24 protein-coding genes, 2 tRNA genes and 1 rRNA gene are annotated in these 24,425 nt (G+C 54.1%); 18 read left to right on the top strand and 9 right to left on the bottom strand.

Annotated elements, in window-relative coordinates:
* Positions 1 to 13: 13 nt before the first annotated feature.
* The 3 genes from rrf (at position 14) to INT84_RS23400 (ending at position 344) form a co-directional block, all read left to right on the top strand.
* Positions 14 to 129 (top strand): 5S ribosomal RNA (rrf, locus tag INT84_RS23410).
* Between the two features lie 54 nt (positions 130 to 183).
* A tRNA-Asp gene (locus INT84_RS23405) sits at positions 184 to 260 on the top strand.
* Positions 261 to 268: 8 nt separating this feature from the next.
* Positions 269 to 344, top strand: a tRNA-Trp gene (locus tag INT84_RS23400).
* Between the two features lie 98 nt (positions 345 to 442).
* On the opposite strand, the gene hdfR is transcribed toward INT84_RS23400, so the two are convergent.
* A complete protein-coding gene (gene hdfR, locus INT84_RS23395; protein ID WP_370529703.1) occupies positions 443 to 1,282 on the bottom strand; it encodes an HTH-type transcriptional regulator HdfR in 840 nt (279 codons plus the stop codon).
* 101 nt (positions 1,283 to 1,383) lie between these two features.
* On the opposite strand from hdfR, the gene INT84_RS23390 reads away from it, so the two are divergent.
* Positions 1,384 to 1,722: a DUF413 domain-containing protein gene (locus INT84_RS23390; RefSeq protein WP_194208683.1), complete on the top strand. Its 339-nt coding sequence runs from the start codon at positions 1,384 to 1,386 to the stop codon at positions 1,720 to 1,722.
* 25 nt (positions 1,723 to 1,747) lie between these two features.
* Here the strand turns inward: INT84_RS23390 and INT84_RS23385 are convergent, their stop codons facing one another.
* Positions 1,748 to 3,268, bottom strand: coding sequence for a YifB family Mg chelatase-like AAA ATPase (locus INT84_RS23385; RefSeq protein ID WP_194208682.1), 1,521 nt, complete (start codon positions 3,266 to 3,268; stop codon positions 1,748 to 1,750).
* Positions 3,269 to 3,606: 338 nt separating this feature from the next.
* On the opposite strand from INT84_RS23385, the gene ilvL reads away from it, so the two are divergent.
* The 7 genes from ilvL (at position 3,607) to INT84_RS23350 (ending at position 10,973) form a co-directional block, all read left to right on the top strand.
* On the top strand, positions 3,607 to 3,705 hold the full coding sequence (ilvL, locus tag INT84_RS23380; protein ID WP_001311244.1) for an ilv operon leader peptide: 99 nt from the start codon (positions 3,607 to 3,609) through the stop codon (positions 3,703 to 3,705).
* 140 nt (positions 3,706 to 3,845) lie between these two features.
* Positions 3,846 to 5,492: an acetolactate synthase 2 catalytic subunit gene (gene ilvG, locus INT84_RS23375; protein WP_194208681.1), complete on the top strand. Its 1,647-nt coding sequence runs from the start codon at positions 3,846 to 3,848 to the stop codon at positions 5,490 to 5,492.
* Positions 5,489 to 5,752, top strand: a complete 264-nt coding sequence (gene ilvM, locus INT84_RS23370; RefSeq protein WP_176920245.1) for an acetolactate synthase 2 small subunit — start codon at positions 5,489 to 5,491, stop codon at positions 5,750 to 5,752. Before ilvG ends, ilvM begins: the two co-directional genes overlap by 4 nt.
* A 17-nt stretch (positions 5,753 to 5,769) precedes the next feature.
* Positions 5,770 to 6,699, top strand: coding sequence for a branched-chain amino acid transaminase (locus INT84_RS23365; protein ID WP_194208680.1), 930 nt, complete (start codon positions 5,770 to 5,772; stop codon positions 6,697 to 6,699).
* 63 nt (positions 6,700 to 6,762) lie between these two features.
* On the top strand, positions 6,763 to 8,613 hold the full coding sequence (gene ilvD, locus INT84_RS23360) for a dihydroxy-acid dehydratase (RefSeq protein ID WP_194208679.1): 1,851 nt from the start codon (positions 6,763 to 6,765) through the stop codon (positions 8,611 to 8,613).
* 2 nt (positions 8,614 to 8,615) lie between these two features.
* Complete coding sequence (ilvA, locus tag INT84_RS23355) at positions 8,616 to 10,160, top strand: threonine ammonia-lyase, biosynthetic (RefSeq protein ID WP_194208688.1); 1,545 nt, start codon at positions 8,616 to 8,618, stop codon at positions 10,158 to 10,160.
* Positions 10,161 to 10,271: 111 nt separating this feature from the next.
* Positions 10,272 to 10,973, top strand: coding sequence for a DUF2461 domain-containing protein (locus INT84_RS23350; protein ID WP_194208678.1), 702 nt, complete (start codon positions 10,272 to 10,274; stop codon positions 10,971 to 10,973).
* 30 nt (positions 10,974 to 11,003) lie between these two features.
* On the opposite strand, the gene INT84_RS23345 is transcribed toward INT84_RS23350, so the two are convergent.
* Positions 11,004 to 11,390, bottom strand: coding sequence for a hypothetical protein (locus tag INT84_RS23345; RefSeq protein WP_194208677.1), 387 nt, complete (start codon positions 11,388 to 11,390; stop codon positions 11,004 to 11,006).
* Between the two features lie 12 nt (positions 11,391 to 11,402).
* The gene (gene ilvY / locus INT84_RS23340; RefSeq protein WP_176920238.1) at positions 11,403 to 12,290 is read right to left on the bottom strand and encodes an HTH-type transcriptional activator IlvY; all 888 of its coding nucleotides are present in this window, start codon (positions 12,288 to 12,290) and stop codon (positions 11,403 to 11,405) included.
* Positions 12,291 to 12,444: 154 nt separating this feature from the next.
* Between ilvY and ilvC the strand changes: the two genes are divergently transcribed.
* Positions 12,445 to 13,920, top strand: coding sequence for a ketol-acid reductoisomerase (ilvC, locus tag INT84_RS23335; RefSeq protein WP_194208676.1), 1,476 nt, complete (start codon positions 12,445 to 12,447; stop codon positions 13,918 to 13,920).
* Positions 13,921 to 14,140: 220 nt separating this feature from the next.
* Entirely contained in the window at positions 14,141 to 14,812 is a 672-nt protein-coding gene (gene deoC, locus INT84_RS23330; RefSeq protein ID WP_176920236.1) for a deoxyribose-phosphate aldolase, read from the top strand.
* Between the two features lie 300 nt (positions 14,813 to 15,112).
* Here the strand turns inward: deoC and INT84_RS23325 are convergent, their stop codons facing one another.
* The 3 genes from INT84_RS23325 to INT84_RS23315 form a co-directional block, all read right to left on the bottom strand.
* Positions 15,113 to 15,379, bottom strand: a complete 267-nt coding sequence (locus INT84_RS23325; RefSeq protein ID WP_194208675.1) for an HPr family phosphocarrier protein — start codon at positions 15,377 to 15,379, stop codon at positions 15,113 to 15,115.
* 58 nt (positions 15,380 to 15,437) lie between these two features.
* Entirely contained in the window at positions 15,438 to 16,883 is a 1,446-nt protein-coding gene (locus INT84_RS23320) for a PTS fructose transporter subunit IIC (protein ID WP_194208674.1), read from the bottom strand.
* 217 nt (positions 16,884 to 17,100) lie between these two features.
* On the bottom strand, positions 17,101 to 17,556 hold the full coding sequence (locus INT84_RS23315) for a PTS sugar transporter subunit IIA (protein ID WP_194208673.1): 456 nt from the start codon (positions 17,554 to 17,556) through the stop codon (positions 17,101 to 17,103).
* 187 nt (positions 17,557 to 17,743) lie between these two features.
* Between INT84_RS23315 and INT84_RS23310 the strand changes: the two genes are divergently transcribed.
* From INT84_RS23310 to INT84_RS23300, 3 genes are read left to right on the top strand one after another with little or no spacing between them, the layout of a single operon-like run.
* Positions 17,744 to 18,775: a Gfo/Idh/MocA family oxidoreductase gene (locus tag INT84_RS23310; RefSeq protein WP_194208672.1), complete on the top strand. Its 1,032-nt coding sequence runs from the start codon at positions 17,744 to 17,746 to the stop codon at positions 18,773 to 18,775.
* 10 nt (positions 18,776 to 18,785) lie between these two features.
* Positions 18,786 to 19,823 carry an alcohol dehydrogenase catalytic domain-containing protein gene (locus INT84_RS23305; RefSeq protein ID WP_194208671.1) on the top strand — a complete coding sequence of 346 codons (1,038 nt, stop codon included), beginning with the start codon at positions 18,786 to 18,788 and terminating at the stop codon, positions 19,821 to 19,823.
* A gap of 32 nt (positions 19,824 to 19,855) precedes the next feature.
* Entirely contained in the window at positions 19,856 to 20,641 is a 786-nt protein-coding gene (locus tag INT84_RS23300) for a DeoR/GlpR family DNA-binding transcription regulator (RefSeq protein WP_176920230.1), read from the top strand.
* 187 nt (positions 20,642 to 20,828) lie between these two features.
* Here INT84_RS23300 and INT84_RS23295 read toward each other — a convergent pair whose 3' ends face one another.
* The gene (locus INT84_RS23295) at positions 20,829 to 21,455 is read right to left on the bottom strand and encodes a bifunctional 2-polyprenyl-6-hydroxyphenol methylase/3-demethylubiquinol 3-O-methyltransferase UbiG (RefSeq protein WP_228066427.1); all 627 of its coding nucleotides are present in this window, start codon (positions 21,453 to 21,455) and stop codon (positions 20,829 to 20,831) included.
* 123 nt (positions 21,456 to 21,578) lie between these two features.
* On the opposite strand from INT84_RS23295, the gene INT84_RS23290 reads away from it, so the two are divergent.
* Positions 21,579 to 22,019: an Rrf2 family transcriptional regulator gene (locus INT84_RS23290; RefSeq protein WP_194208670.1), complete on the top strand. Its 441-nt coding sequence runs from the start codon at positions 21,579 to 21,581 to the stop codon at positions 22,017 to 22,019.
* 16 nt (positions 22,020 to 22,035) lie between these two features.
* Here the strand turns inward: INT84_RS23290 and ppiC are convergent, their stop codons facing one another.
* Positions 22,036 to 22,317 (bottom strand): peptidylprolyl isomerase PpiC, encoded by a 282-nt coding sequence (ppiC, locus tag INT84_RS23285; RefSeq protein ID WP_024555327.1) that lies wholly within the window; start codon positions 22,315 to 22,317, stop codon positions 22,036 to 22,038.
* Positions 22,318 to 22,400: 83 nt separating this feature from the next.
* On the opposite strand from ppiC, the gene rep reads away from it, so the two are divergent.
* Positions 22,401 to 24,422 (top strand): DNA helicase Rep, encoded by a 2,022-nt coding sequence (gene rep, locus INT84_RS23280; protein ID WP_194208669.1) that lies wholly within the window; start codon positions 22,401 to 22,403, stop codon positions 24,420 to 24,422.
* Positions 24,423 to 24,425 lie beyond the last annotated feature (3 nt).

Here is a 24,425-nt window from a genome sequence, read left to right as displayed (position 1 = left end):
TAAACAGAATTTGCCTGGCGGCAACAGCGCGGTGGTCCCACCTGACCCCATGCCGAACTCAGAAGTGAAACGCCGTAGCGCCGATGGTAGTGTGGGGTCTCCCCATGCGAGAGTAGGGAACTGCCAGGCATCAAATAAGCAGTAAACCGGAGTGACATCCGGTCAGTGACAAAGAAATTCGGTGGAGTGGTAGTTCAGTCGGTTAGAATACCTGCCTGTCACGCAGGGGGTCGCGGGTTCGAGTCCCGTCCATTCCGCCACCCTAATTAGGGGCGTAGTTCAATTGGTAGAGCACCGGTCTCCAAAACCGGGTGTTGGGAGTTCGAGTCTCTCCGCCCCTGCCAGAAAATTATCCTTTGCTTCGGCAAAGGATTTTTTTTGCCTAAAATTCAGCAAATCCTTCCGTGATCTTTTCCAGAGATCCCGCCTTCCGGCGGGAACATCAGTCAATAGCGCCTGTTTTAAGGATCTCACGGATTTGTGACTGCTTATCGCTGTTCTGCAACCAGATGGCATATAAAGGCCGTGTCAGCGTCATACTGTCAGTTACCGTATGCAGCCCCCCTTTTTCTCTGGCCCAGCTCACAGGCAGCCACGTACAGCCATTTAGTGCAGCCAGTTGCTGCCGGGCTAACTCAGCGGAACTGGTTGTCAGAAGGGGGATATCATCGCTGGCGATCAGCCCTTGCTCATGTTGCTGAAAATCAGCGCCCCATTCCAGACGTAAATAATTAAGTTCAGCCTTCAGACGCGACGCCGATGCACAAAACAACGCCAGCGTGAAATGCCCTAACAGTTGGCTGCTGAACTCATCCATCTTTGGAGCTTCTGTAGTAATCAGCAAGTCCAGTTGCCGCTCATGGAGTTGTTTCACCAGCGACTGTCGCTGGGCAATTCGCGCCTCAAACTGTAAACCATCCTGCGCCTGATACAGCTGGCTTAACCAGTCTGTCAGCAGGCACTCCCATAGCGAGGCGCTGGCACCAATCGAAAACTCATTGTGGCGCGATGTATTCGCCACCTCCTTCCGCGCCGCCTGCCAGGTGTTCATCAGCGTCTCTGCGTAAGGCAAAAGTTTTTCTCCCGCAGCCGTTAAGCGGATGTTATTGCGATGGCGGGTAAAAAGATTTACGCCAAGCTGGTTCTCAAGCTGACGAATACGAAAACTGACCGCAGACTGGGTCAGGTATAGCGCTTCAGCAGCACGCCCAAAGTGGCGTGTTCTGCTCACTTCCAGGAAAGTTTTTAGCAATTCCGTATCCACATCTTTCTCCGCAAAAATTTTTGTCGTTATGATTTAAATGTTTTGTTTTACACTCTGTCAAGCGTAACTAATACTCCGCGCCATAAATAGCTCGGCCAGAAGAATTAGGAGCGTGTAGGATGGCGGAAAGCTTTACGACGACTAATCGATATTTCGACAATAAATACTACCCACGTGGGTTCTCTCGTCATGGTGATTTCACCATCAAAGAGGCACAACTGCTTGAGCGTCATGGTTATGCCTTCAACGAGCTGGATCTGGGTAAACGTGAACCTGCAACCGAAGAAGAAATTCAATTTGTCGCGGTATGCCGTGGTCAGCGTGAGCCGGTCACAGAAGCAGAACGTGTATGGTCTAAGTACATGACGCGTATCAAACGTCCGAAGCGTTTCCATACCCTGTCCGGCGGTAAGCCGCAGGTGGAAGGTACGGAAGACTACACCGAATCAGAAGATTAAGTATTCAGGGGCGAAAGCCCCTTTTTTACGTCATCATCTTTTGCAGATGAATAAGCAGCCTGTCGATCCCCCGATAACCCAGTGCTTCCTGCAAATGCTGGCGCTCCAGGCGATCGCAATGTTCAATATCAGCGATCGTCCGTGCAACCTTCAGTAAACGCTGCCAGGCGCGGATAGACAGCCCGAGCTGGGTTAACGTCTGCTCCAGCCAGAACGCATCGTCATCGCTTAATCGGCAGTGCTCGCGCAGCGCGCTACTTTCAAGGCGGGCATTCAGGGTATTCTGCCGGGCGTACTGGCGCTCATGTGCTTCAATAACCCGCTGCCTGACCGTTTCACTGCTCTCGCCGCGCTTTACCGGCTGACTAAGCAAACCCGGTGGTGGGAGCGGGATCTCCAGCGACAAATCAAAACGATCGAGAAAAGGACCGGACAACCGCCCGAGATAGCGCAGCGTCTGCTCCGGCGAGCAGCGGTTATGATTGCCCTGATAATGTCCGGTTGGGCTGGGATTCATGGCGGCAATCAGTTGAAAGCGCGCCGGGTAAGTGATTTTTGCCCGGGTGCGGGAAATATGAATTTTCCCGGATTCAATCGGCTCGCGTAAGGCGTCGAGCACGCGTCGTTCAAATTCGGGTAGCTCATCAAGAAACAGAATACCGTTATGCGCCAGCGAGATCTCACCCGGCGCAGGAATCGACCCTCCGCCGACCATCGCGGTCAGCGACGCGCTGTGATGCGGTGAGCGAAAGGGCCGACACCGCCACTGTTGGCGGACGCTGCTGGCATTGACCAGGCTGACAATAGCGGCGCTCTCCAGCGCCTCCTGATTACTGAGCGGCGGTAAAAGCCCATTCAGGCGGCTGGCCAGCATGGTTTTCCCGGTACCCGGCGGTCCGATAAACAGCAGATTATGTCCTCCGGCAGCGGTAATCTCTAACGCTCGCTTTCCCTGCTCCTGACCAATCACATCCGCAATATCCTGCGTAACGTCTGGCACAGCGACATCCTCAGAAGGTGGGAACGGTAAAGCCTGCTTGCCTTCAAGAAACGCACAAACTTCCTGAAGATGTGTGGCAATGAAACAGTCTTCTCCACCGATTAACGCGATTTCCGCCGCATTCTCATGCGAGACGATAATTTGCCGCCCGGTTTTTAATGCCTCCATGGCGCTGGATATCGCCCCTGGAACCCCTCGTAACGCGCCTGTAAGCGCCAGTTCGCCCACAAACTCATATCGGCTTAGTTGCGAGGCGTTGAGCTGCTCAGAGGCAGCCAGAAGCGCAATGGCAATAGGTAAGTCATACCGGCCGCCCTCTTTAGGTAAATCGGCCGGGGCAAGGTTAATGGTGATCTTTTTTGCCGGGAAGGTATAACCGCTGTTTATGATCGCGCTGCGAACGCGATCTCTCGCCTCTTTGACGGTTGTCTCCGGCAGACCGACCATCGTCAGACCCGGCAGACCATTGCTGATATGCACTTCTACTGTAATCAGCGGGGCCGAAACCCCAAGTGCTGCACGTGTGAAGACAATTGATAGCGACATAGCTCCTCCTGTTCCGGAAGAGTAGTCGCCCGGTGATACGCTGTTAATGGCGAAATCATGCATTTGCGAGCCTGCTTCCCGGCTTTTTAGGCTTGCCTGCAACCTTACAAATTTTTCTGGATCGCGTTTGCAAAAAGAACATAAACGGTAAAAACGACGGGCCATCACCAAAAAAGTGAAATATTTTCATTTAATTTTTTTCTTATAAAAAACAAAGATATTTTGCTAAACCGTTAGCGTGCTCAGAAAAAAGGTCATAAAAAAATATTGTGTTAGTTCCGCAATCTGTGATAACTCTTTAGGTATTCCTTCGAACAAGAAGCCAGAAAGTACAGAAAATGACAGCCCTTCTACGAGTGATTAGCCTGGTCGTGATTAGCGTGGTGGTGATTATTATCCCACCGTGCGGGGCTGCACTTGGACGAGGAAAGGCTTAAAAATCAAGCCTTAACGAACTAAGACCCCCGCACCGAAAGGTCCGGGGGTTTTTTTTTGACCTTAAAAATAGCAACAAGGGACAGAGAATGACTAACAGCATAAAATTCTGTTCCACACGATCTACGGCGGGGAAGTCACTATGAATGGAGCACAATGGGTGGTACATGCGTTACGGGCGCAGGGAGTTAATACCGTGTTCGGTTATCCTGGCGGCGCAATTATGCCGGTTTACGATGCACTGTATGACGGCGGTCTGGAACACCTGTTGTGTCGCCATGAGCAGGGCGCGGCCATGGCGGCTATCGGCTATGCTCGTTCAACCGGCAAAACCGGCGTATGTATCGCCACATCCGGCCCTGGGGCGACCAATCTTATCACCGGTCTCGCCGATGCGCTGTTAGACTCCGTACCCGTTGTTGCTATCACCGGCCAGGTCGCTGCGCCGTTCATTGGCACGGACGCGTTTCAGGAGGTGGACGTCCTCGGTTTGTCGCTGGCCTGCACCAAACACAGTTTTCTGGTGCAGTCGCTGGAAGAGTTGCCGCGCGTGATGGCTGAGGCCTTTCAGGTGGCAAACTCAGGCCGTCCCGGCCCGGTGCTGGTTGATATCCCGAAAGACATCCAGTTAGCCGTCGGCGAGCTGGAGCCGCATTTTTCCACCGTAGAAAACGATGTTACGTTCCCGCAGGCAGAAGTGGAACAGGCGCGTCAGATGCTGGCGCAGGCGCAGAAACCGATGCTCTACATTGGTGGTGGAGTAGGCATGGCGCAGGCGGTGCCAGCGCTGCGTGAGTTTATTGCCATCACGCAAATGCCCTCCACCTGCACGCTGAAAGGGCTGGGCGCGGTCGAGGCTAACGATCCGCATTACCTCGGCATGTTGGGTATGCACGGCACCAAAGCGGCCAACTTTGCGGTACAGGAATGCGACCTGTTGATTGCCGTTGGCGTGCGCTTTGACGACCGCGTGACCGGTAAGCTGAACACCTTTGCCCCGCACGCCAAAGTCATCCATATGGATATCGACCCGGCGGAAATGAATAAACTGCGTCAGGTGCACGTTGGTTTGCAGGGCGATCTGAACGCGCTGCTGCCCGCTCTGCAACAGCCGTTAGCGATTGACGCCTGGCGTCAATACAGCGCGGACCTGCGCCGTGAACATGCGTGGCGTTACGATCATCCTGGTGAGTCCATCTATGCGCCGCTCCTGCTGAAACAGCTTTCCGATCGTAAACCGGCGGACAGCGTGGTGACGACCGATGTCGGCCAGCATCAGATGTGGTCGGCGCAGCATATGACCTACACCCGTCCGGAGAACTTCATCACCTCCAGCGGCCTGGGGACGATGGGTTTTGGTTTGCCCGCGGCGGTCGGTGCGCAGGTGGCGCGACCGAATGATACGGTTATCTGTATCTCCGGTGACGGCTCCTTTATGATGAACGTACAGGAGCTGGGCACCGTAAAACGCAAGCAGCTGCCGTTGAAAATCGTTTTACTCGACAATCAGCGTTTAGGCATGGTTCGACAATGGCAGCAGCTGTTTTTTCAGGAACGTTATAGCGAAACCACCCTTACCGATAATCCCGATTTCCTCATGCTGGCCAGCGCCTTCGGCATCCCTGGTCAGCACATCACCCGAAAAGACCAGGTTGAAGCGGCCCTCGACGCCATGCTGAACAGCGAAGGACCATACCTGCTTCATGTCTCAATCGACGAACTTGAGAACGTCTGGCCGCTGGTACCACCCGGTGCCAGTAACGCACAAATGCTGGAGAAATTATCATGATGCAACATCAGGTCGCCGTAGAGGCTCGCTTCAATCCGGAAACGTTAGAACGTGTTTTACGTGTGGTTCGCCATCGTGGCTTTCAGATTTGCGCCATGAATATGGAAACTGCTACCGATGCACAGAACATAAATATTGAATTGACCGTTGCCAGCCCCCGGCCCGTCGAATTACTGTTTAGTCAGTTGAATAAACTGGTCGACGTCGCTCGTGTCGAGATACAGCAACGAACAACTACATCACAACAAATCCGCGCCTGAGCGCAATAGGAAAGAAAATGACGACGAAAAAAGCTGATTACATTTGGTCCAATGGCGAGATGATTCGTTGGGAAGACGCGAAAGTTCACGTGATGTCTCACGCGCTTCATTACGGTACTTCAGTCTTTGAAGGGATCCGTTGCTACGATTCTCACAAAGGGCCAGTGGTGTTCCGCCATCGCGAACACATGCAGCGTCTGCGTGATTCAGCCAAAATCTATCGTTTCCCGGTTTCACAGAGCGTTGACGAACTGATGGAAGCCTGCCGTGCGGTGATCCGTAAAAACAACCTGACCAGCGCCTACATTCGTCCGCTGGTCTTTGTCGGCGATGTCGGAATGGGGGTGAACCCGCCGGAAGGTTACACCACTGACGTGATCATCGCCGCGTTCCCGTGGGGCGCTTACCTGGGTGCAGACGCGCTGGATCAGGGGATTGACGCGATGGTCTCCTCCTGGAACCGCGTAGCACCGAATACTATCCCAACCGCGGCTAAAGCGGGCGGCAACTACCTTTCCTCTCTGCTGGTAGGCAGCGAAGCGCGCCGTCACGGTTATCAGGAAGGGATCGCGCTGGACGTTAACGGTTATATCTCGGAAGGCGCAGGCGAGAACCTGTTTGAAGTAAAAGACGGCATCCTGTTTACCCCGCCATTCACCTCTTCCGCACTGCCGGGCATCACCCGCGACGCCATCATCAAGCTGGCGAAAGATCTGGATATCGAAGTGCGTGAGCAGGTACTGTCCCGCGAGTCACTCTACCTGGCGGATGAAGTCTTTATGTCCGGCACCGCCGCTGAAATCACGCCGGTGCGCAGCGTTGATGGTATTCAGGTGGGCGAAGGTCGCTGCGGCCCGGTCACCAAACGTATTCAGCAAGCATTCTTTGGCCTCTTCACCGGTGAAACCGAAGACAAATGGGGCTGGTTGGATCAAGTTAATAACTAATTAAAAAAATGGGACGGCACGCACCGTCCCATTTAACAGACAGACACTGGGAGTAACTAAAGCATGCCTAAATATCGTTCCGCCACTACCACCCACGGCCGTAACATGGCCGGAGCCCGTGCGCTGTGGCGCGCCACCGGGATGACCGACTCCGATTTCGGCAAGCCGATTATTGCGGTCGTTAACTCCTTCACCCAGTTTGTGCCGGGGCACGTACACCTGCGCGATCTGGGCAAGCTGGTGGCTGAACAAATCGAAGCGTCAGGCGGCGTGGCGAAAGAGTTCAATACCATTGCGGTGGATGACGGTATCGCGATGGGCCACGGGGGCATGCTTTATTCACTGCCGTCGCGCGAGCTGATCGCTGACTCCGTTGAGTACATGGTGAATGCCCACTGCGCCGACGCGATGGTCTGTATTTCCAACTGCGACAAAATCACCCCCGGGATGCTAATGGCCTCGCTGCGCCTGAACATTCCGGTGATCTTCGTTTCCGGCGGCCCGATGGAAGCCGGTAAAACCAAACTCTCCGATCAGATCATCAAGCTCGATCTGGTAGATGCGATGATCCAGGGCGCTGACCCGAAAGTCTCTGACGATCAGAGCGAACAGGTCGAACGTTCCGCCTGTCCGACCTGTGGGTCGTGTTCTGGGATGTTCACTGCCAACTCAATGAACTGCCTGACCGAAGCGCTGGGCCTGTCGCAGCCGGGTAACGGTTCGCTGCTGGCGACGCACGCCGACCGTAAACAGCTGTTCCTCAACGCCGGTAAACGCATTGTTGAACTGACCAAACGTTATTACGAGCAGGAAGACGCCAGCGCGCTGCCGCGTAATATCGCCTGTAAAGCAGCGTTTGAGAACGCCATGACGCTGGATATCGCGATGGGTGGTTCGACTAACACCGTACTGCACCTGCTGGCGGCAGCACAGGAAGCGGAAATCGACTTCACCATGAGCGATATCGACAAGCTTTCCCGCAAGGTGCCGCAGTTGTGCAAAGTCGCGCCAAGCACGCAGAAATACCATATGGAAGACGTCCATCGCGCGGGCGGCGTCATTGGCATTCTGGGCGAGCTGGATCGTGCCGGACTGCTGAACCGCGACGTAAAAAATATTCTTGGCCTGACGCTGCCGCAAACCATCGAACAATATGATGTGGTAATAACCCAGGACGAGGCGGTAAAAAATATGTACCGTGCCGGACCTGCCGGTATTCGCACGACCAAAGCCTTTTCGCAGGATTGCCGCTGGGATTCGCTGGATGATGACCGCGCGGAAGGCTGCATCCGTTCGCTGGAGCACGCCTACAGTCAGGACGGTGGTCTGGCCGTGCTGTACGGTAACTTTGCCGAAAACGGCTGCATCGTGAAAACCGCAGGCGTGGATGACAGTATCCTGAAATTCACCGGCCCGGCGAAAGTGTATGAAAGCCAGGATGACGCGGTGGAAGCGATCCTCGGCGGCAAAGTCGTCGCAGGCGATGTGGTCGTGATCCGCTATGAAGGGCCAAAAGGCGGACCGGGGATGCAGGAGATGCTCTACCCGACCACCTTCCTGAAATCGATGGGCCTCGGCAAGGCTTGCGCGCTGATCACTGACGGACGTTTCTCCGGCGGCACCTCTGGTCTCTCTATCGGTCACGTTTCGCCGGAAGCGGCCAGCGGCGGCAATATCGCGCTGATTGAAGATGGCGACATGATCGCCATTGATATCCCGAATCGCGGTATTCAGTTGCAGTTAAGCGATCAGGAAATTGCGGCGCGTCGTGAAGCGCAGGATGCGCGTGGCGCAGAGGCGTGGACGCCGAAAGCGCGTGAACGTCAGGTCTCCTTCGCGCTGCGCGCTTACGCCAGCCTCGCCACCAGCGCGGATAAAGGCGCGGTGCGCGATAAATCCAAACTGGGAGGCTAATGATGGCCGACGCACAACCTCTCTCTTCCGCCCCCGAAGGGGCGGAGTATCTCAGAGCGGTGCTCCGCGCGCCGGTCTATGAAGCGGTGCAGGTCACGCCGCTGCAAAAAATGGAAAAAATCTCCGCGCGGCTGAATAACGTCATTCTGGTAAAACGCGAGGATCGGCAACCGGTACATAGCTTTAAGCTGCGTGGTGCTTACGCCATGATGTCCGGGTTGACGGAAGAGCAGAAGTCGCACGGCGTGATCACCGCTTCGGCGGGCAACCATGCACAGGGCGTTGCTTTTTCCTCCGCACGTTTAGGACTGAAAGCGCTGATCGTCATGCCTGTGGCAACGGCGGATATCAAAGTCGACGCCGTGCGTAGTTTTGGCGGCGAAGTGCTGCTTCACGGCGCGAACTTCGATGAAGCCAAAGCCAAAGCGATTGAACTCTCACAGCAGCAGGGCTTCACCTGGGTACCGCCGTTCGATCATCCGATGGTGATCGCCGGGCAGGGCACGCTGGCGCTGGAGCTGCTCCAACAGGATGCGCATCTCGACAGGGTATTTGTCCCGGTGGGTGGCGGTGGCCTGGCGGCGGGCGTCGCGGTGCTGATCAAACAACTGATGCCGCAGATCAAAGTGATCGCCGTTGAAGCCGAAGACTCCGCCTGTCTGAAAGCGGCGCTGGATGCAGGTCATCCGGTCGATCTGCCGCGCGTCGGGCTGTTTGCCGAGGGCGTAGCGGTGAAGCGCATCGGCGATGAGACGTTCCGTTTGTGTCAGGAATACCTTGACGACATCATCACCGTCGATAGCGATGCGATTTGCGCGGCGATGAAGGATCTGTTCGAAGACGTGCGCGCGGTGGCGGAACCCTCCGGTGCGCTGGCGCTGGCGGGCATGAAAAAGTACATCGCTCAGCACAACATCCACGGCGAGCGACTGGCGCACATTCTTTCGGGCGCGAACGTAAACTTCCACGGTCTGCGCTATGTGTCCGAGCGCTGTGAGCTGGGCGAACAGCGTGAAGCTTTGCTGGCGGTGACTATTCCGGAAGAAAAGGGCAGCTTCCTGAAATTCTGCCAGCTACTCGGCGGTCGGTCGGTCACTGAATTTAACTACCGTTTTGCCGATGCCAGAGACGCCTGTATTTTCGTCGGCGTGCGGTTAAGCCGCGGGCTGGAGGAACGTCAGGAAATCCTGCAATTGCTTAGTGAAGGCGGCTACGGCGTGGTCGATCTCTCCGATGACGAGATGGCGAAACTGCACGTGCGCTATATGGTCGGCGGACGTCCTTCGAAACCGCTTCAGGAGCGGCTGTTCAGCTTTGAGTTCCCGGAATCTCCCGGCGCACTGCTGAAGTTCCTGCACACGCTGGGCACCCACTGGAACATCTCGCTGTTTCACTATCGCAGCCACGGCACCGACTATGGCCGCGTCCTGGCGGCGTTTGAGCTGGGCGAGCACGAGCCGGATTTCGAAACGCGGCTGAAAGAGCTGGGCTATGAGTGTCATGATGAGACCCATAATCCGGCGTTTCGCTTCTTTCTGGCTGGCTAGTTGCAATGATGACCGGGAGACGGCTTTCCGGTCATCGGGCACAATAGCGTAGACAGCGCATCACCCGGTGCGATAATGCGGTTATGATTTCTTCGCGACAAGGGTAAAAAGATGGCCGGGCGCTTCCAGGGATTCGCACAAGAAGGACTCGATTTTCTCCAGCAGGTCCGTATTGAAAACGATAAAGCATGGTTCGATGAACACCGTTTTATCTACGAACGCAGTCTGCTCACGCCATTCCGCGCGCTGGTGGAGGATTTAGCGCCCGTGATGCTGGAGATCGACCCGCTATTAGAAACCCGTCCCGCCATTGGCAAAACGCTGTCGCGCATTTATCGCGATACACGCTTTTCGCACGATAAATCGCGCTACCGTAGCCGGATGTGGCTGACCTTTAAACGCTCAGCTAAAAACTGGACCGACGCACCGGTCTGGTTTTTTGAAATCAGCCCGGACACGCTGCGTTACGGCCTCGGCTACTACAGTGCCAGCAAGGCGACGATGGACCTGTTCCGCCATACCTTAAAACAGCGCCCGGCGCAGTTTCTGCAAGTAGCCGAATGCTGCCAGGCACCATTTAAACTGGTGGGCGAAAGCTATAAGCGGCTAAAAATAAAAGATCTCGACCCAACTATTTCCGACTGGTATCACCGTAAAACCTTTGCCGTGATGGTAACGGATAACGAGGTGGGAAAATTATTCAGCGTGGATTTGGTTAATGCATTGGCGCAGGGTTTTCAGCAGCTGGAGCCGCTATATCAGTGGTTGATGACGGTGGAGACAATGAAGCAGGTGGACCCGGCGGATTTATAATGCAACCGGGCTTACGCTGCTTCTGGAATATTATTTGAATAGTCCCTGCACATACTTATCCAGCTTATCCGACTCATAAAACGCCATGCACTGCGCCAGCACGTTATTGGCGGTTTGAGCATGGTCGGGATGCAGGGACATCGTCAGCTTGTCATAATCCTTTGTCTCTTTGGCGACAAATTTCAGAAACGCGTCCCAGACGCCTGCATTGCCCAGCGCATAACTCTCCACCATAAAGGAGGCATCGTGAGACGGCGCAGAATTTGCGTCGGCCGGGGTAAGATCGCGATAGTTATCAACAAGGCACTGCTTCAGCGCCAGATGCTTTACATCCTGCACGGTAATGCCCTTCGGTTTAGCCTGGACGCTGAAGCACAGCACTACCAGCACGGATAACAGCATTATTTTTGTGCGCATTTTATTTCCTTATCAACCCTGAACAATTTTCCAGAACGCATCAATTAACGGTTCATGCAGCCGTTTTTTCTGCACGCAGACGCCCAGCTCAAACGGTGACTCCTCGTCGTTGCGCTCTAAAATCATTACCCGATTACGCACCGGTTCCGGACTGTTTTCCAGTACCACTTCTGGTAGTAACGCCACGCCGCAGCCAAGCGCGACCATAGATACCATCGCTTCATGCCCGCCGACGGTTGCATAAATTAAAGGATTACTGATTTTATGACGACGGAACCACAGCTCAATGCGCCGACGCACCGGACCCTGATCGGCCATGATAAACGGCACCGTTGACCAGTCGGGCGCATCGACAGAGATTTGATTGCGCACAGGGCAGGGCAAAGCCGGGGCGATCAGTACCACCGCCAGATTCTCCAGAATAGTAAAGGCCACCGCACCGGGTAAGGTTTCGGGCTTCCCGGCAATCGCCAGATCGGCTTCGCCGGTCACCACTTTCTCCATCGCGTCGGCAGCATCGCCGGTCGTGAGTTTGATCTCAACGGAAGGATGTTCGGCACGAAAGCGATCCAGAATCGGCGGCAGATGGCTGTAGGCAGCGGTGACGGAACAAAACAAATGCAGTTCGCCGGAAAGCGACGGCCCTTTCTGATCCATGGTGTGACGTAGCTGCTGATACTGCAATAGCGTCTGCTGGGCAAAAACGCGTAGCTCCTCGCCCGCTTCGGTCAGGGTAACGGTGCGGTTATCACGAATAAACAGCGGCTGGCCGAGGTCCTCTTCCAGACGCTGAATCTGTCGGGAGAGCGTGGAAGGACTGACGTGCATCGCCCGGGCGCTACGGCCAAAATGACGGCTATCCGCCAGATGCAAAAAGGTTTTTAGATCGCGTAAATCCACCAGCCGCTCTCCCTGATTTTACATTGCAGAAATTGCAACGTGACGTTGTGAATATATCAATTTCCGCAATAAATTTCCTGTCATATAGTAAGTTCATTATCGCAAAAGCGAACTGAATAATAAGCACGACAACACAACATCACGAGGTATCACCATGGCTAACTACTTTAATACACTGAACTTGCGTCAGCAGCTGGCACAGCTGGGCAAATGCCGCTTTATGGGCCGCGACGAATTTGCCGATGGCGCGAGCTACCTTCAGGGTAAAAAAGTGGTCATCGTCGGCTGCGGCGCGCAGGGTCTGAACCAGGGCCTGAATATGCGCGACTCCGGCCTGGATATCTCCTACGCCCTGCGTAAAGAAGCTATTGCCGAGAAGCGCGCGTCCTGGCGTAAAGCGACCGAAAACGGCTTCAAAGTGGGGACTTACGAAGAGCTGATCCCGCAGGCCGATCTGGTGGTAAACCTGACGCCGGACAAGCAGCACTCCGACGTAGTGCGTGCCGTTCAGCCGATGATGAAAGACGGCGCAGCGCTGGGCTATTCGCACGGTTTTAACATTGTTGAAGTCGGCGAGCAGATCCGCAAAGACATCACCGTGGTGATGGTGGCACCGAAATGCCCGGGTACTGAAGTGCGTGAAGAGTACAAACGCGGTTTCGGCGTGCCGACGCTGATTGCCGTTCACCCGGAAAACGATCCGAAAGGCGAAGGCATGGCGATTGCTAAAGCCTGGGCCGCCGCGACCGGCGGTCACCGTGCGGGCGTGCTGGAGTCTTCTTTCGTCGCGGAAGTGAAATCTGACCTGATGGGCGAGCAGACCATTCTGTGCGGCATGTTGCAGGCCGGTTCGCTGCTGTGCTTCGACAAGCTGGTGGAAGAAGGTACTGACCCGGCCTACGCCGAAAAACTGATTCAGTTCGGCTGGGAAACCATCACCGAAGCGCTGAAGCAGGGTGGTATCACGCTGATGATGGACCGCCTGTCCAACCCGGCAAAAGTGCGTGCTTACGCACTGTCCGAGCAGCTTAAAGGGATCATGGCTCCGCTGTTCCAGAAACATATGGACGACATCATCTCCGGCGAATTCTCTTCCGGCATGATGGCCGACTGGGCTAACGATGATAAGAAACTGCTGACCTGGCGTGAAGAGACGGGCAAAACCGCTTTCGAAACCGCACCACAGTTTGAAGGCAAAATCAGCGAGCAGGAGTACTTCGATAAAGGCGTCCTGATGATCGCGATGGTGAAAGCCGGTGTTGAGCTGGCGTTCGAAACCATGGTCGATTCCGGCATTATCGAAGAGTCTGCTTACTACGAATCACTGCACGAACTGCCGCTGATCGCCAACACTATCGCCCGTAAGCGTCTGTATGAAATGAACGTGGTTATCTCCGATACTGCTGAGTACGGCAACTACCTGTTCTCTTATGCCTGCGTACCGCTGCTGAAAGAGTTCATGACCACGCTGCAACCGGGCGATCTGGGCAAAGCCACTGAGGGCACCGCGGTCGATAACGCCCAGTTGCGTGACGTTAACGAAGCCGTGCGTAACCATCCGATTGAAGAAGTAGGTAAAAAACTGCGCGGCTATATGACCGATATGAAACGTATCGCTGTCGCTGGCTAACGCTTCCCTTCTCTCTCCCCGAACCTGAACTGCTTATCCGGCAGTTCAGGTTTTTTATTGCCTGAATGCCTTAATTGTTATTTGCTGTTGTTTTATGATCCTTATCACATGAGATCGCTATCAATATTTACTAATCAACATAAAACGATAATATGTGGCTGTGATTTATCCTCTGACAGCCCGACAGCAAGGCTGCTAAACATCATAACGGGAGAGAGAAATGAAATTAACCAAACAGTCACTGGCAAAAATGATCGACCAGACGCTGCTGAAGCCTTTTGCCTGTGAGCAGGACTTTAAGCAACTGTGCGAAAAGAGCAAACAGTACGGCTTTAAAATGGTGGCGATCAATCCGGCGGTCGTAAAAACCTGCCTGAAATATCTCGAAGGAAGCGAAGTTCTGGCCGGGGCGGCAATCGGCTTCCCGCTGGGCCAGAACACGATTGAAACCAAAGCATTTGAAACGGAAGACGCCATCGCCAACGGTTCCGGCGAGATTGATTATGTGATTAACATCGGCGAGCTGAAAAACAAAAATTACGCCTACATCAAAAAAGAGATGGAGACGATCGTCGGCATTTGTAAGAAGCATCAGGTGACGTCGAAAGTCATCTTCGAAAACTGCTATCTGACCGATGAAGAGAAAGTGAAGCTGTGTGAAATCGCGCTCGAAGTGCGTCCCGATTTTATCAAAACCTCGACCGGCTTTGGCACCGGCGGCGCGACGCTTGCAGACGTTAAGCTGATGAAAAGCATTGTTAAAGATCAGATTAAAGTGAAAGCGTCCGGCGGCATTCGCGATTTAAAATTTGCTCAGGAACTGATCGATGCTGGCGTCGAGCGAATCGGCACCAGCTGCGGCGTAGAAATTGTCGATGCACTGGCCGGGTAAGCCTTAAACCAAAGGTCATTCGTAAAGATCAAGCGACGTGTAATCGTGAATGTTTATTAAAGGGGGAGTGGTCTCCCCCGAGATTGGTGACAAACCTGTTTTGCTATTGTATGCGCCGTTTTGCCAGGTGGCGGCTTTGCCTTAACCAACCTAAAAAACGAATTAATATCAAAACGTTATTCATGATTCGTAGGTCTGTGCAAGCGAAGCGCCGCCAGGCATCATTCCACGGTATAACGTTTGTCAGCAGTGTGAGGGGGATGGCTTCCCCCTTTGGTGCATTTCCATTTAGGGATGATGTTATTCCGCTTCAACCAGCGTTGCCAAAAACTCTCCCAGAGCGGCGCTGGCTTCTTGCTCCTGCGTCCCTTCGCAGTGCAGGGTAATCATGCTGCCGTTTACCACGCCCAGCTTCATCAGCCCGAGCATGCTTCTGCCGTCAGCGCTTTTATCCTGATAAGACAGGCGGATTTGGCAGTCATATTTTTTCGCCATTTTTGCCAGCACTGCGCAGGGGCGGCTGTGTAGCCCCATCGGATTAATAATTAAAATATCTTTATTGATCATGAGAATGTCCTTTCATTCATGACTAAAGCAGGCCCGAACGCCCAGGCCTGCTAATGACTTACGCTAAGGAATTATTCAGCGGTGCGGCGGTGGAAGCGGCCTGCGCCAGATATTTGCGCTTGCGGTAGAAACCGTAGATAACGCCACCGACCAGCCCTCCGCAGACAATAGAGGCGATCCACAACATGCCGTGGGTCACTAACGGCAGGATAATCAGGCCGCCATGCGGGGCAGGAACCGCGACGTGAAACCAGTAGGTCAGGGTGGCACCGATGGAAGAACTGAGCATCAGAATCGGGATCACACGCAGCGGATCTTTCGCGGCAAAGGGAATTGCCCCTTCGGCAATAAAGGTGGCGCTGAGAATAAAGTTGACCAGACCGGCCGCCTGCTCCTCTTTCTCGAAATACTTTTTAAACAGGACGGTCGCGAAAGCAATCACCAGCGGCGGCACCATGCTTGCGGTCATGACGCCTGCCATAAACAACGCGTTACCCTGCTCGGCCAGCAGCATCGTGCCGGTAACATAGGCGGCTTTATTGACCGGACCGCCGAGGTCGAAGGCGCTCATACAGCCGACCACGATACCCAGAATCAGCGGGTTAGCATGCTCCAGCCCGGCAACCCAGGCCATCATGCCTTTGTTAATCGCCGCAATGGAATCGCCCATATGCGTCATTGCCAGACCAATGACCAGCACACCGACCAGCGGCAGCAGGAAGATAGATTTGAAACCTTCCAGCGAGCGGGGAAAGGAGCGGGTAATGTGCAGAACCCACTTCATAAAATAACCGGCGGCGAAACCAGCAATGATCCCGCCGAGGAAACCTGCGCCAACGTTGGCGGCTATCAGGCCACCGACGAAACCCGCAACAAAGCCCGGCCTGTTCGAAATGGAGTAAGCGATAAAGGCGGTAAACACCGGCACCATCATTGAAAAGGACAATTTACCGAGGTTAAAAATGCTGGCGGCGAACGGGTTATACTGGGCATTGGTCGGGTCGAAAGAGTAGATGCCCCAGAAGAATGAGACGGCAATCAACACACCGCCGGCCACCACGAAAGGCAGCATGTTCGAGACGCCGTTCATCAGGGCCTTATACAGCAGACGTCCCAGGCTTTCGCCATCGCTGGTATCCGTTTTACGCTCTCCGACCTCTGCGCTGCTCTCATGGTGATAAACCGCTTCGTTACCGCTCATCGCCCGAGCAAGCAGCTCATTGGCCTTTTTCACGCCGTGGCCTACCGAGGCGCGAACCAGCCGCTTGCCGTGAAAACGCGCCATCTCGATGGCTTTATCCGAGGCGATAATCACCGCATCGGCGCGGGCGATTTCCTCATCCGTTAACGCATTTTCAATACCCGCTGCGCCGTTCGTTTCGACGCGGATAGCTACTCCTGCCTGCTGTGCTGCCTTTTTTAATGCGGCTTCGGCCATAAAGGTATGGGCGATACCGGTTGGGCAACCGGTAACAGCAACAAAAAATTTTTCCTTGTTCGGCATGTTTTTCGCTCCTGGATCAACATTTAATGGTGAACAGCCTCATCACCTGCCATATAACATTGTGATTTGCTGGTCTCTGTTTTCGTTTATGATTGTTTTGTGCGCGTTTTTATGTCAATTGGTTTTGTTTGTTGTTGTGATAACGATCCTGGTTTCGGGAGGTAATTGAGGCGGGCAAAAAAGAGCGCCCCCGAAGGGGCGCATACAGGAAATGCGCTTACGCGGTGAATTTATGCATAATATCAAGCACTTCATTAGCATCTTTTGCCTGATTGATATGCTCTCTGAAGTCGTCATCCATGATCGCAGCGGCGAGTTTGGTTAAAATTTTGATGTGCTCATCACCCGCGCTGGCTGCCGGAACGGCGATCATAAACAGATTTTCTGCCCAGTCGTCTTCCTCCTCATCCCATAAAATCGGCTGCGTCAGACGGGCAAAAGCCACCGCTGGCATAACGACCGCTGGGCTTTTACCATGCGGGATCGCATAGTTGTAGCCGACGGCAGTCGAAAACTCTCCCTCTCTTTTTAGTAAAGATAACATGTAGTTATCAAACCCTCCCGGCTGAAGCTTCCCCGCAGCTTCAATGCGTTTCGCCAGTTGTGTCAGCGCATCCTGCTTATCCTTTGCCGCCAGTTGCAGAACAATTGTTTCGGTAGAAAAAATCGACATGGGTTGACCTCGCTGTTTAAAAGTACCGTCTTGATTGATGATTCTTGACTTATGCTATCGATATCACGTAATAAATTTATTAACCGATATCAAATGACAATAAACGATTGACACTGTTTTTTTCATGACTACACTCGCAAGAACAGAAATAAGCCGAAATTCATATCAACGAATGCCAGGAGGATGCATGGACAAGCAGGAGATTGGGATTGCCGTTATTGGTGCGGGCAGGGCCGGGATGATCCACGCGCGCAACTATGCCAGAGGGATCGCCGGAGCGCGCCTGGTTGCCGTGGTCGATCCGGTTGGATCGGTCGCCGAGGCCGCTGCCGGGGAATTACACCTTGATAAGTTCTACACCGATTATCACGAAGCCATTGCCGATAGTGAGGTCGACGCCATCGTGGTCGTCACGCCGACCAAATATCACTGCGAGATCGTCTGCGCCGCCGCCCGTGCCGGGAAACACATTTTCTGCGAGAAGCCGATGGCGATGACGCCGGAAGAGTGTCAGCAGATGATTGAGGTGACGCAACAGCACGGCGTACAGCTACAGCTTGGATTTATGCGCCGGTTCGACCGCAACTTTATGGAAGCAAAGGCGGCGATTGACGCGGGCGTGATTGGTGATGTGGTGCTGGTGAAGGCGCTAACCCACGGCCCCAGCATCCCGAAGGCGTGGATGTACGACATCTCCATCAGCGGCGGTCCGCTGGCGGAAGTGTCCAGCCATGATATCGACGCTGTGCGCTGGTTCTCCGGGGCGGATTTTGCTGAGGTGTACGCGCTGGCCGGTAACTATCGCTGCCCGGATGCGAAGGATAAATTCCCGGATTACTACGATACCGTCACCCTGAGCGGACGCATGACCAACGGCACGCAGTGCATTGTTGAAGGCGCGGTTTCCGTTGGTTATGGCTATGACTCCCGCGTCGAAATCCTCGGCACCGACGGCATTCTCTTCGTCGGGGATCTCCAGGAAAGTTCGGCACGTTATGCCAACCGGGAGCAAAAGCAGCTGATCACCAAAACGGTCAATAGCTGGCAGACGCTCTTTATTAAAGCTTACGAAGAAGAAGATACCGCCTTTATCGCCTCTATTCGCAGCGGCTCGCCCGTCAAAGCCTCCGGCAACGATGGCCTGGAAGTCGTCAAAGTGGTGAACGCCGGCAATCTTTCTATTACCGAAAAACGCGTTGTTACCCTGAACGAAAGATAAGAGGTGGTCGATGAAAGCGATTCAGTTATTTGGTAAAAATGAACTCAAACTGGTTGAGTTGCCGAAGCCTGAGATTCAGCCTGATGAGATCCTGCTGGCCTGTAAAGCCGGGGCCATCTGCGGTACGGATTTGCGAATGTATGCCAACGGCCATCGCAACTCTCCCCATGCCCTGACGCTGGGCCATGAGCTTTCCGGCGTGATTGAAGAGATCGGCAGCGAAGTTAGCGGCGCATACTTTAAAGGGATGCGCGTTGCCGTCGCGCCAAACTATGGTTGTGGCGTATGCGACAGCTGCATCAGCGGCAACACCCAGAGTTGTAAAGATTTTCAGGCACTGGGCATCCAGAAACACGGCGCGTTTGCCGAGTATGTGGTGATCCCGGCCAGGGCAGTGCGTCAGGGGAATATCGTCGAACTTCCCGATCACGTGTCGTTTGAAGAGGGGGCGATGATCGAACCGTTCTCCTGCGTTTACAACGCCTTTGAACGCTGTCATACCCAGGTGGGCGATACCGTACTGGTGATTGGCGCGGGGCCGATTGGGCTGATGCATGCGCTGCTACACAAAGCCGCGGGTGCGGGGAAAGTGCTGATCAGCGATATTAACCCTGAGCGTCTGGCGCTGGCGTGCGAGTTTGACCCGGCGTTTATCCCGGTGAGCGGCACCGACACCAAAGCTGACGTCCTGCGCATTACTCAGGATCGTGGCTGTGACGTGGTAATCACCGCCGCCTCCACGCCGGAAATCCAGACATTGTCATTTGAACTGACCGCGCTGAACGGTCGGGTACTCTTTTTCGGCGGTCTGCCAGCGGGCAAAGAGATGGTGAGTCTGAATACCAACATCATTCACTACCGTCAGATTAGCGTCACCGGCATGAGCGGGCAGAACCTGCGGCAGTATCGCGCCAGCCTGAAAATGGTCGCCAACGGGCAAATTAATCTGAAAAAGATCTTGACGCATACTTTCTCGCTTGAACAATATCAGCAGGCCTTTACCTGTGCTAAATCGGGTAATGCGCTGAAGGCAGGCTTTGTTTTATAGTCCTGCTCTGGCTATCCATTTCGGGAAAGATAATGAGCGACCATTCGGAAGATAAACTTTTTACGCAGGAACGGCAGCAGGCGATTCTGGCTTATGTTGAAGCACATAAAAAAGCGACGGTTGCCGAACTGTGCCAGCTATTTAAAGTATCGACCGGGACGATTCGCAACGATCTTCGCGAGATGGAAAAGCTGAAGCTGGTCACGCGTACCCACGGCGGCGTGCTCATCCGCAGCAAAACCGGTCTCGAAATGATGGCGACCGAAAAGGAAGTGCGTAACCACGATGCCAAAGTCGTGGTTGCCCGCCGGGCGCTGGAGCAGATTGAAGATGGCGATACGCTGCTGCTGGATACCGGCTCCACCACGCTCGAACTGGCGAAGCTGCTGGGTGAGCGTAAAGGACTGTCGGTTATTACCAACGATTTGCAGATTGCCATTATTCTGGAAGAGATCCCAGGGGTGGTGAATCTCTTTATTATTGGCGGCGCGGTGCGGCAAAAATTGCACTGCGTTATCCCATTCAACCGTGACAGCGGCCTGTCGAATCTGATCATCGATAAGGCCTTTATGGGCGCAAATGGTTTTACGCTCAAAAATGGCGCGACCACGCCGGACGTTCGCCAGGCGAATCTGAAGAAAGAGATGATCGCCTGCGCGTCAAACGTCATTCTGCTAATAGACTCGCATAAAGTCGGCCATGACACTTTCGCCAAATTTGCCGAGGTTAGCGATATCAGTATCCTGATCACGGACAATATCAGTGAGGAAGATCGCGCCGGTATCGAGGCGCGAGGCGTGATGGTTGTTAGCGAGTAGAATACGATGCCGGGCTTCAGATAATCTGCCTGGCGGTGCTGCGCTTGCACAGGCCTACGGGCGGCAATCAACTCGTTGATATTGATGTATTTCTTAGGCCGGGTAAGGCGGAGCCGCCACCCGGCAAAAAAACAAACATCGCTGCGTAAACAGATTTGCCATCAATCTTAAACCCGGCCCACCAGGTTTATTTTTTCCGGCGTAATGCCACGACCGAATCCGAAACCCGACCTTCCTGTCCTTCTGGCCCTTTCATTATCCGCTCCACATCGTCGCAAAAGAGGACTTCCCATCCTTCAGGCAGGGTACCCAGCTGTGCTAATGCCTCCTTCGCTGACTGGAAGGGGCGATCGGCGTGTTTTGACCACTCGGGTACTTTGGCGTGAGAGGTGATCAGCAGCATGCCGCCAGGTAAGACATGATCGAGGGCGGTGCGAAATATCGTAAAGCGATCGAAGGTAAGCGGTGACTCGAGAAACGAGGCGACGATCAGATCATAATGGCCCTGTGGAAAACGCTGGGTCAGATCGTGCCGCGCAAACGTTATACGCTCCAGGACGCCGGATCGCTCAGCATTGGCAGACGCATACTCCAGCGCCGTAGATGACAGATCGACCGCCGTCACCTCCCAGCCTTTTTTGGCTAACCAGACGGCATCGTCTCCGCGCCCGCAGCCCAGCTCAAGGGCATGACCTGGCGTAAGCGGATCGGCGAAGCGCACCAGAATTTTACCTGGAATGCCACTGGAAACCGGCGACATTGCCGCGTAGTGATCTTCCCAGAAAATCAGGGGGGATTTTTCAGTTTCAGACATACTTTTCTCCTGTATGACTAACTCATGTAATAAACAAAGTATCATAAGTTTATTCACCGTCAACAGGCGCTATAATCAGCATTTGGCTTGCGCCAGCTAAGTCTATGTAATACTGTAAGTTACATGAAAATAAATAATTCTTTCTCTGCAACGCAGCATATTCTGCTGCATCTTGAGCAGATGGACCGACCGCTCACCTCAGAGCAGATGGCCGCGTTTATCGATGGCAATCCGGCCTTTATCCGCAAGCTGCTGGCGGGGCTACGTGAGCGGCAAATTGTGACCTCCACTAAAGGCCATCATGGTGGCTGGACGCTGGCGCGTCCGGCGGGCGACGTAACGCTGTACGATATCTATATCGCGCTCGGCTCTCCGACGCTGTTTGCGCTGGGCAATCGTAACGACAATCCGCAGTGCCTGGTGGAAAAAGGGGTAAACCGGGTGATGTCAGAGACGTTTGCCGACGCTGAATCATTAATACTGGAACGTTTTAAACGCCTAACGCTGGCGGAAGTGGGGCGGGAGTTTATCGACTATTTCAACGATAAAGGGCAGGGCGAATAGCCTCTGCCCTTCTAAATTAGTTGCGGTACAGCACCTTGATGATGTGGTAGCCAAACTGGGTATGCAGCGGGCCAGTAGGTTCCAGCACCGGGCAGGAGAACACGACTTTATCAAAAGCCGGCACCATCTGACCCTGGCGGAACTCGCCTAAGTGGCCGCCTTTTTTGCCTGACGGGCAGGTAGAGTGTTTTTTCGCCAGCTTTTCAAAATCGCCGCCGTTTTTAATCTGCTCCAGCAGATCTAAAGCCAGTTTTTCTTCCTTTACAAGGATATGCATTGCTGCCGCTGTTTTTGCCATGATTGTACCTTGAGTCATAAAGATTTCAGTCGCTATACTACCACGCACTTTTTCTTCCCTCCCGACTTTCATTGAGTGACTCTATGCGTTTAAACCCCGGACAACAACAAGCCGTCGAATTTGTCACCGGACCTTGCCTGGTGCTGGCGGGTGCTGGCTCCGGTAAAACCCGCGTCATCACCAACAAAATCGCCCATCTGATCCGCGGCTGCGGCTACCAGGCGCGGCACATCGCGGCGGTGACCTTTACCAATAAAGCGGCGCGCGAGATGAAAGAGCGCGTGGCGCAGACGCTGGGACGTAAAGAGGCGCGGGGTCTGATGATCTCCACCTTCCATACGTTAGGGCTGGAAGTGATCAAGCGTGAATACGCCGCGCTGGGGATGAAATCTAACTTTTCGTTATTCGACGATACCGACCAGGTCGCGCTGCTTAAGGAATTGAGTGAAGGGCTGATCGAAGACGACAAAGCGGTGCTGCAACAGCTGATCTCGACGATCTCCAACTGGAAAAACGATCTGCTGACCCCGGCGCAGGCGGCAGCGCAGGCGAAGGGTGAACGGGATCGGATCTTTGCCCACTGCTACGGCCTGTACGACGCCCATATGAAAGCCTGCAATGTGCTGGACTTTGACGATCTGATCCTGCTGCCGACCTTGCTGCTTCAGCGTAACGAAGAGGTGCGTGAACGCTGGCAGAACAAAATCCGCTATCTGCTGGTGGATGAGTACCAGGATACCAACACCAGCCAGTATGAGCTGGTAAAGCTACTGGTAGGAAACCGCGCACGCTTTACCGTAGTAGGCGATGACGATCAGTCGATCTACTCCTGGCGCGGTGCGCGACCGCAAAACCTGGTCTTACTCAGTCAGGATTTTCCGGCATTGCAGGTGGTTAAACTGGAGCAGAACTACCGTTCCTCCGGGCGCATTCTGAAGGCGGCGAATATCCTGATCGCCAACAACCCGCACGTCTTTGAAAAGCGTCTGTTTTCCGAACTGGGCTACGGTGCCGAGCTGAAAGTGCTCAGCGCTAACCATGAAGAGCACGAAGCCGAGCGCGTGACCGGTGAGCTGATTGCCCATCACTTCATTAACAAAACGCAGTATAAAGACTATGCGATTTTGTATCGCGGCAACCACCAGTCGCGGGTGTTCGAAAAGTTTCTGATGCAAAACCGCATCCCGTACAAAATCTCCGGCGGCACCTCGTTTTTCTCGCGGCCGGAAATTAAAGACCTGCTGGCTTATCTGCGGGTGTTGACCAATGCCAACGATGACAGTGCATTTTTGCGCATTGTGAATACGCCAAAACGGGAGATTGGCCCGGCCACGCTGCAAAAGCTGGGTGAATGGGCGAATAGCCGTAACAAGAGCCTGTTTAGCGCCAGTTTTGATATGGGACTGACACAGACGCTCAGCGGACGCGGCTATGAATCGTTGACCCGCTTTACTCACTGGCTGGGGGACGTTCAGCGCCTGGCCGAGCGCGAGCCGATTGCCGCCGTGCGCGATTTGATCCACGGGATTGATTACGAGTCCTGGCTGTTTGAAACCTCGCCCAGCCCGAAAGCGGCGGAAATGCGCATGAAAAACGTCAACCAGTTATTCACCTGGATGACCGAAATGCTGGAAGGCAGCGAGATCGACGAGCCGATGACCCTGACCCAGGTGGTAACGCGTTTTACCCTGCGCGATATGATGGAGCGGGGAGAATCGGACGAAGAACTGGATCAGGTTCAGCTGATGACGCTCCACGCCTCAAAAGGTCTGGAGTTCCCTTATGTCTTCCTGGTTGGCATGGAAGAGGGGCTGTTGCCGCACCAGAGCAGCATTGATGAAGACAACGTGGATGAAGAGCGTCGCCTCGCCTATGTGGGGATCACCCGCGCGCAGAAAGAACTGATATTCACTCTGTGCAAAGAGCGTCGTCAATACGGCGAACTGGTACGCCCGGAGCCGAGCCGCTTTCTGCTGGAACTGCCGCAGGACGATTTAGTCTGGGAGCAGGAACGCAAAGTGGTGACGGCGGAAGAACGGATGCAAAAAGGGCAGGCAAGTATCGCTAATATTCGGGCGATGATGGCAAAAGCGAAAGGGCAATAAGCG

The organism is Superficieibacter sp. 1612_C1, from assembly GCF_015234305.1.
GTDB lineage: Bacteria > Pseudomonadota > Gammaproteobacteria > Enterobacterales > Enterobacteriaceae > Superficieibacter.
Note: the sequence above shows the minus strand (reverse complement) of the source record. Positions and strands in the feature narration are given on the sequence as shown.

What these genes read in the sequence shown, in the direction of transcription:
- INT84_RS23350 (WP_194208678.1), top strand. Translation starts at nt 10,272, where the DNA reads ATGGCCGGGCGCTTCCAGGGATTCGCACAAGAAGGACTCGATTTTCTC.
- INT84_RS23310 (WP_194208672.1), top strand. Translation starts at nt 17,744, where the DNA reads ATGGACAAGCAGGAGATTGGGATTGCCGTTATTGGTGCGGGCAGGGCC.
- INT84_RS23290 (WP_194208670.1), top strand. Translation starts at nt 21,579, where the DNA reads ATGAAAATAAATAATTCTTTCTCTGCAACGCAGCATATTCTGCTGCAT.
- INT84_RS23365 (WP_194208680.1), top strand. Translation starts at nt 5,770, where the DNA reads ATGACGACGAAAAAAGCTGATTACATTTGGTCCAATGGCGAGATGATT.
- ilvD (WP_194208679.1), top strand. Translation starts at nt 6,763, where the DNA reads ATGCCTAAATATCGTTCCGCCACTACCACCCACGGCCGTAACATGGCC.
- ilvG (WP_194208681.1), top strand. Translation starts at nt 3,846, where the DNA reads ATGAATGGAGCACAATGGGTGGTACATGCGTTACGGGCGCAGGGAGTT.
- ilvA (WP_194208688.1), top strand. Translation starts at nt 8,616, where the DNA reads ATGGCCGACGCACAACCTCTCTCTTCCGCCCCCGAAGGGGCGGAGTAT.
- INT84_RS23390 (WP_194208683.1), top strand. Translation starts at nt 1,384, where the DNA reads ATGGCGGAAAGCTTTACGACGACTAATCGATATTTCGACAATAAATAC.
- INT84_RS23300 (WP_176920230.1), top strand. Translation starts at nt 19,856, where the DNA reads ATGAGCGACCATTCGGAAGATAAACTTTTTACGCAGGAACGGCAGCAG.
- INT84_RS23325 (WP_194208675.1), bottom strand. Translation starts at nt 15,379, where the DNA reads ATGATCAATAAAGATATTTTAATTATTAATCCGATGGGGCTACACAGC.
- INT84_RS23385 (WP_194208682.1), bottom strand. Translation starts at nt 3,268, where the DNA reads ATGTCGCTATCAATTGTCTTCACACGTGCAGCACTTGGGGTTTCGGCC.
- INT84_RS23345 (WP_194208677.1), bottom strand. Translation starts at nt 11,390, where the DNA reads ATGCGCACAAAAATAATGCTGTTATCCGTGCTGGTAGTGCTGTGCTTC.
- ppiC (WP_024555327.1), bottom strand. Translation starts at nt 22,317, where the DNA reads ATGGCAAAAACAGCGGCAGCAATGCATATCCTTGTAAAGGAAGAAAAA.
- INT84_RS23315 (WP_194208673.1), bottom strand. Translation starts at nt 17,556, where the DNA reads ATGTCGATTTTTTCTACCGAAACAATTGTTCTGCAACTGGCGGCAAAG.
- rep (WP_194208669.1), top strand. Translation starts at nt 22,401, where the DNA reads ATGCGTTTAAACCCCGGACAACAACAAGCCGTCGAATTTGTCACCGGA.
- deoC (WP_176920236.1), top strand. Translation starts at nt 14,141, where the DNA reads ATGAAATTAACCAAACAGTCACTGGCAAAAATGATCGACCAGACGCTG.
- INT84_RS23320 (WP_194208674.1), bottom strand. Translation starts at nt 16,883, where the DNA reads ATGCCGAACAAGGAAAAATTTTTTGTTGCTGTTACCGGTTGCCCAACC.
- INT84_RS23305 (WP_194208671.1), top strand. Translation starts at nt 18,786, where the DNA reads ATGAAAGCGATTCAGTTATTTGGTAAAAATGAACTCAAACTGGTTGAG.
- INT84_RS23295 (WP_228066427.1), bottom strand. Translation starts at nt 21,455, where the DNA reads ATGTCTGAAACTGAAAAATCCCCCCTGATTTTCTGGGAAGATCACTAC.
- ilvM (WP_176920245.1), top strand. Translation starts at nt 5,489, where the DNA reads ATGATGCAACATCAGGTCGCCGTAGAGGCTCGCTTCAATCCGGAAACG.
- ilvL (WP_001311244.1), top strand. Translation starts at nt 3,607, where the DNA reads ATGACAGCCCTTCTACGAGTGATTAGCCTGGTCGTGATTAGCGTGGTG.
- ilvC (WP_194208676.1), top strand. Translation starts at nt 12,445, where the DNA reads ATGGCTAACTACTTTAATACACTGAACTTGCGTCAGCAGCTGGCACAG.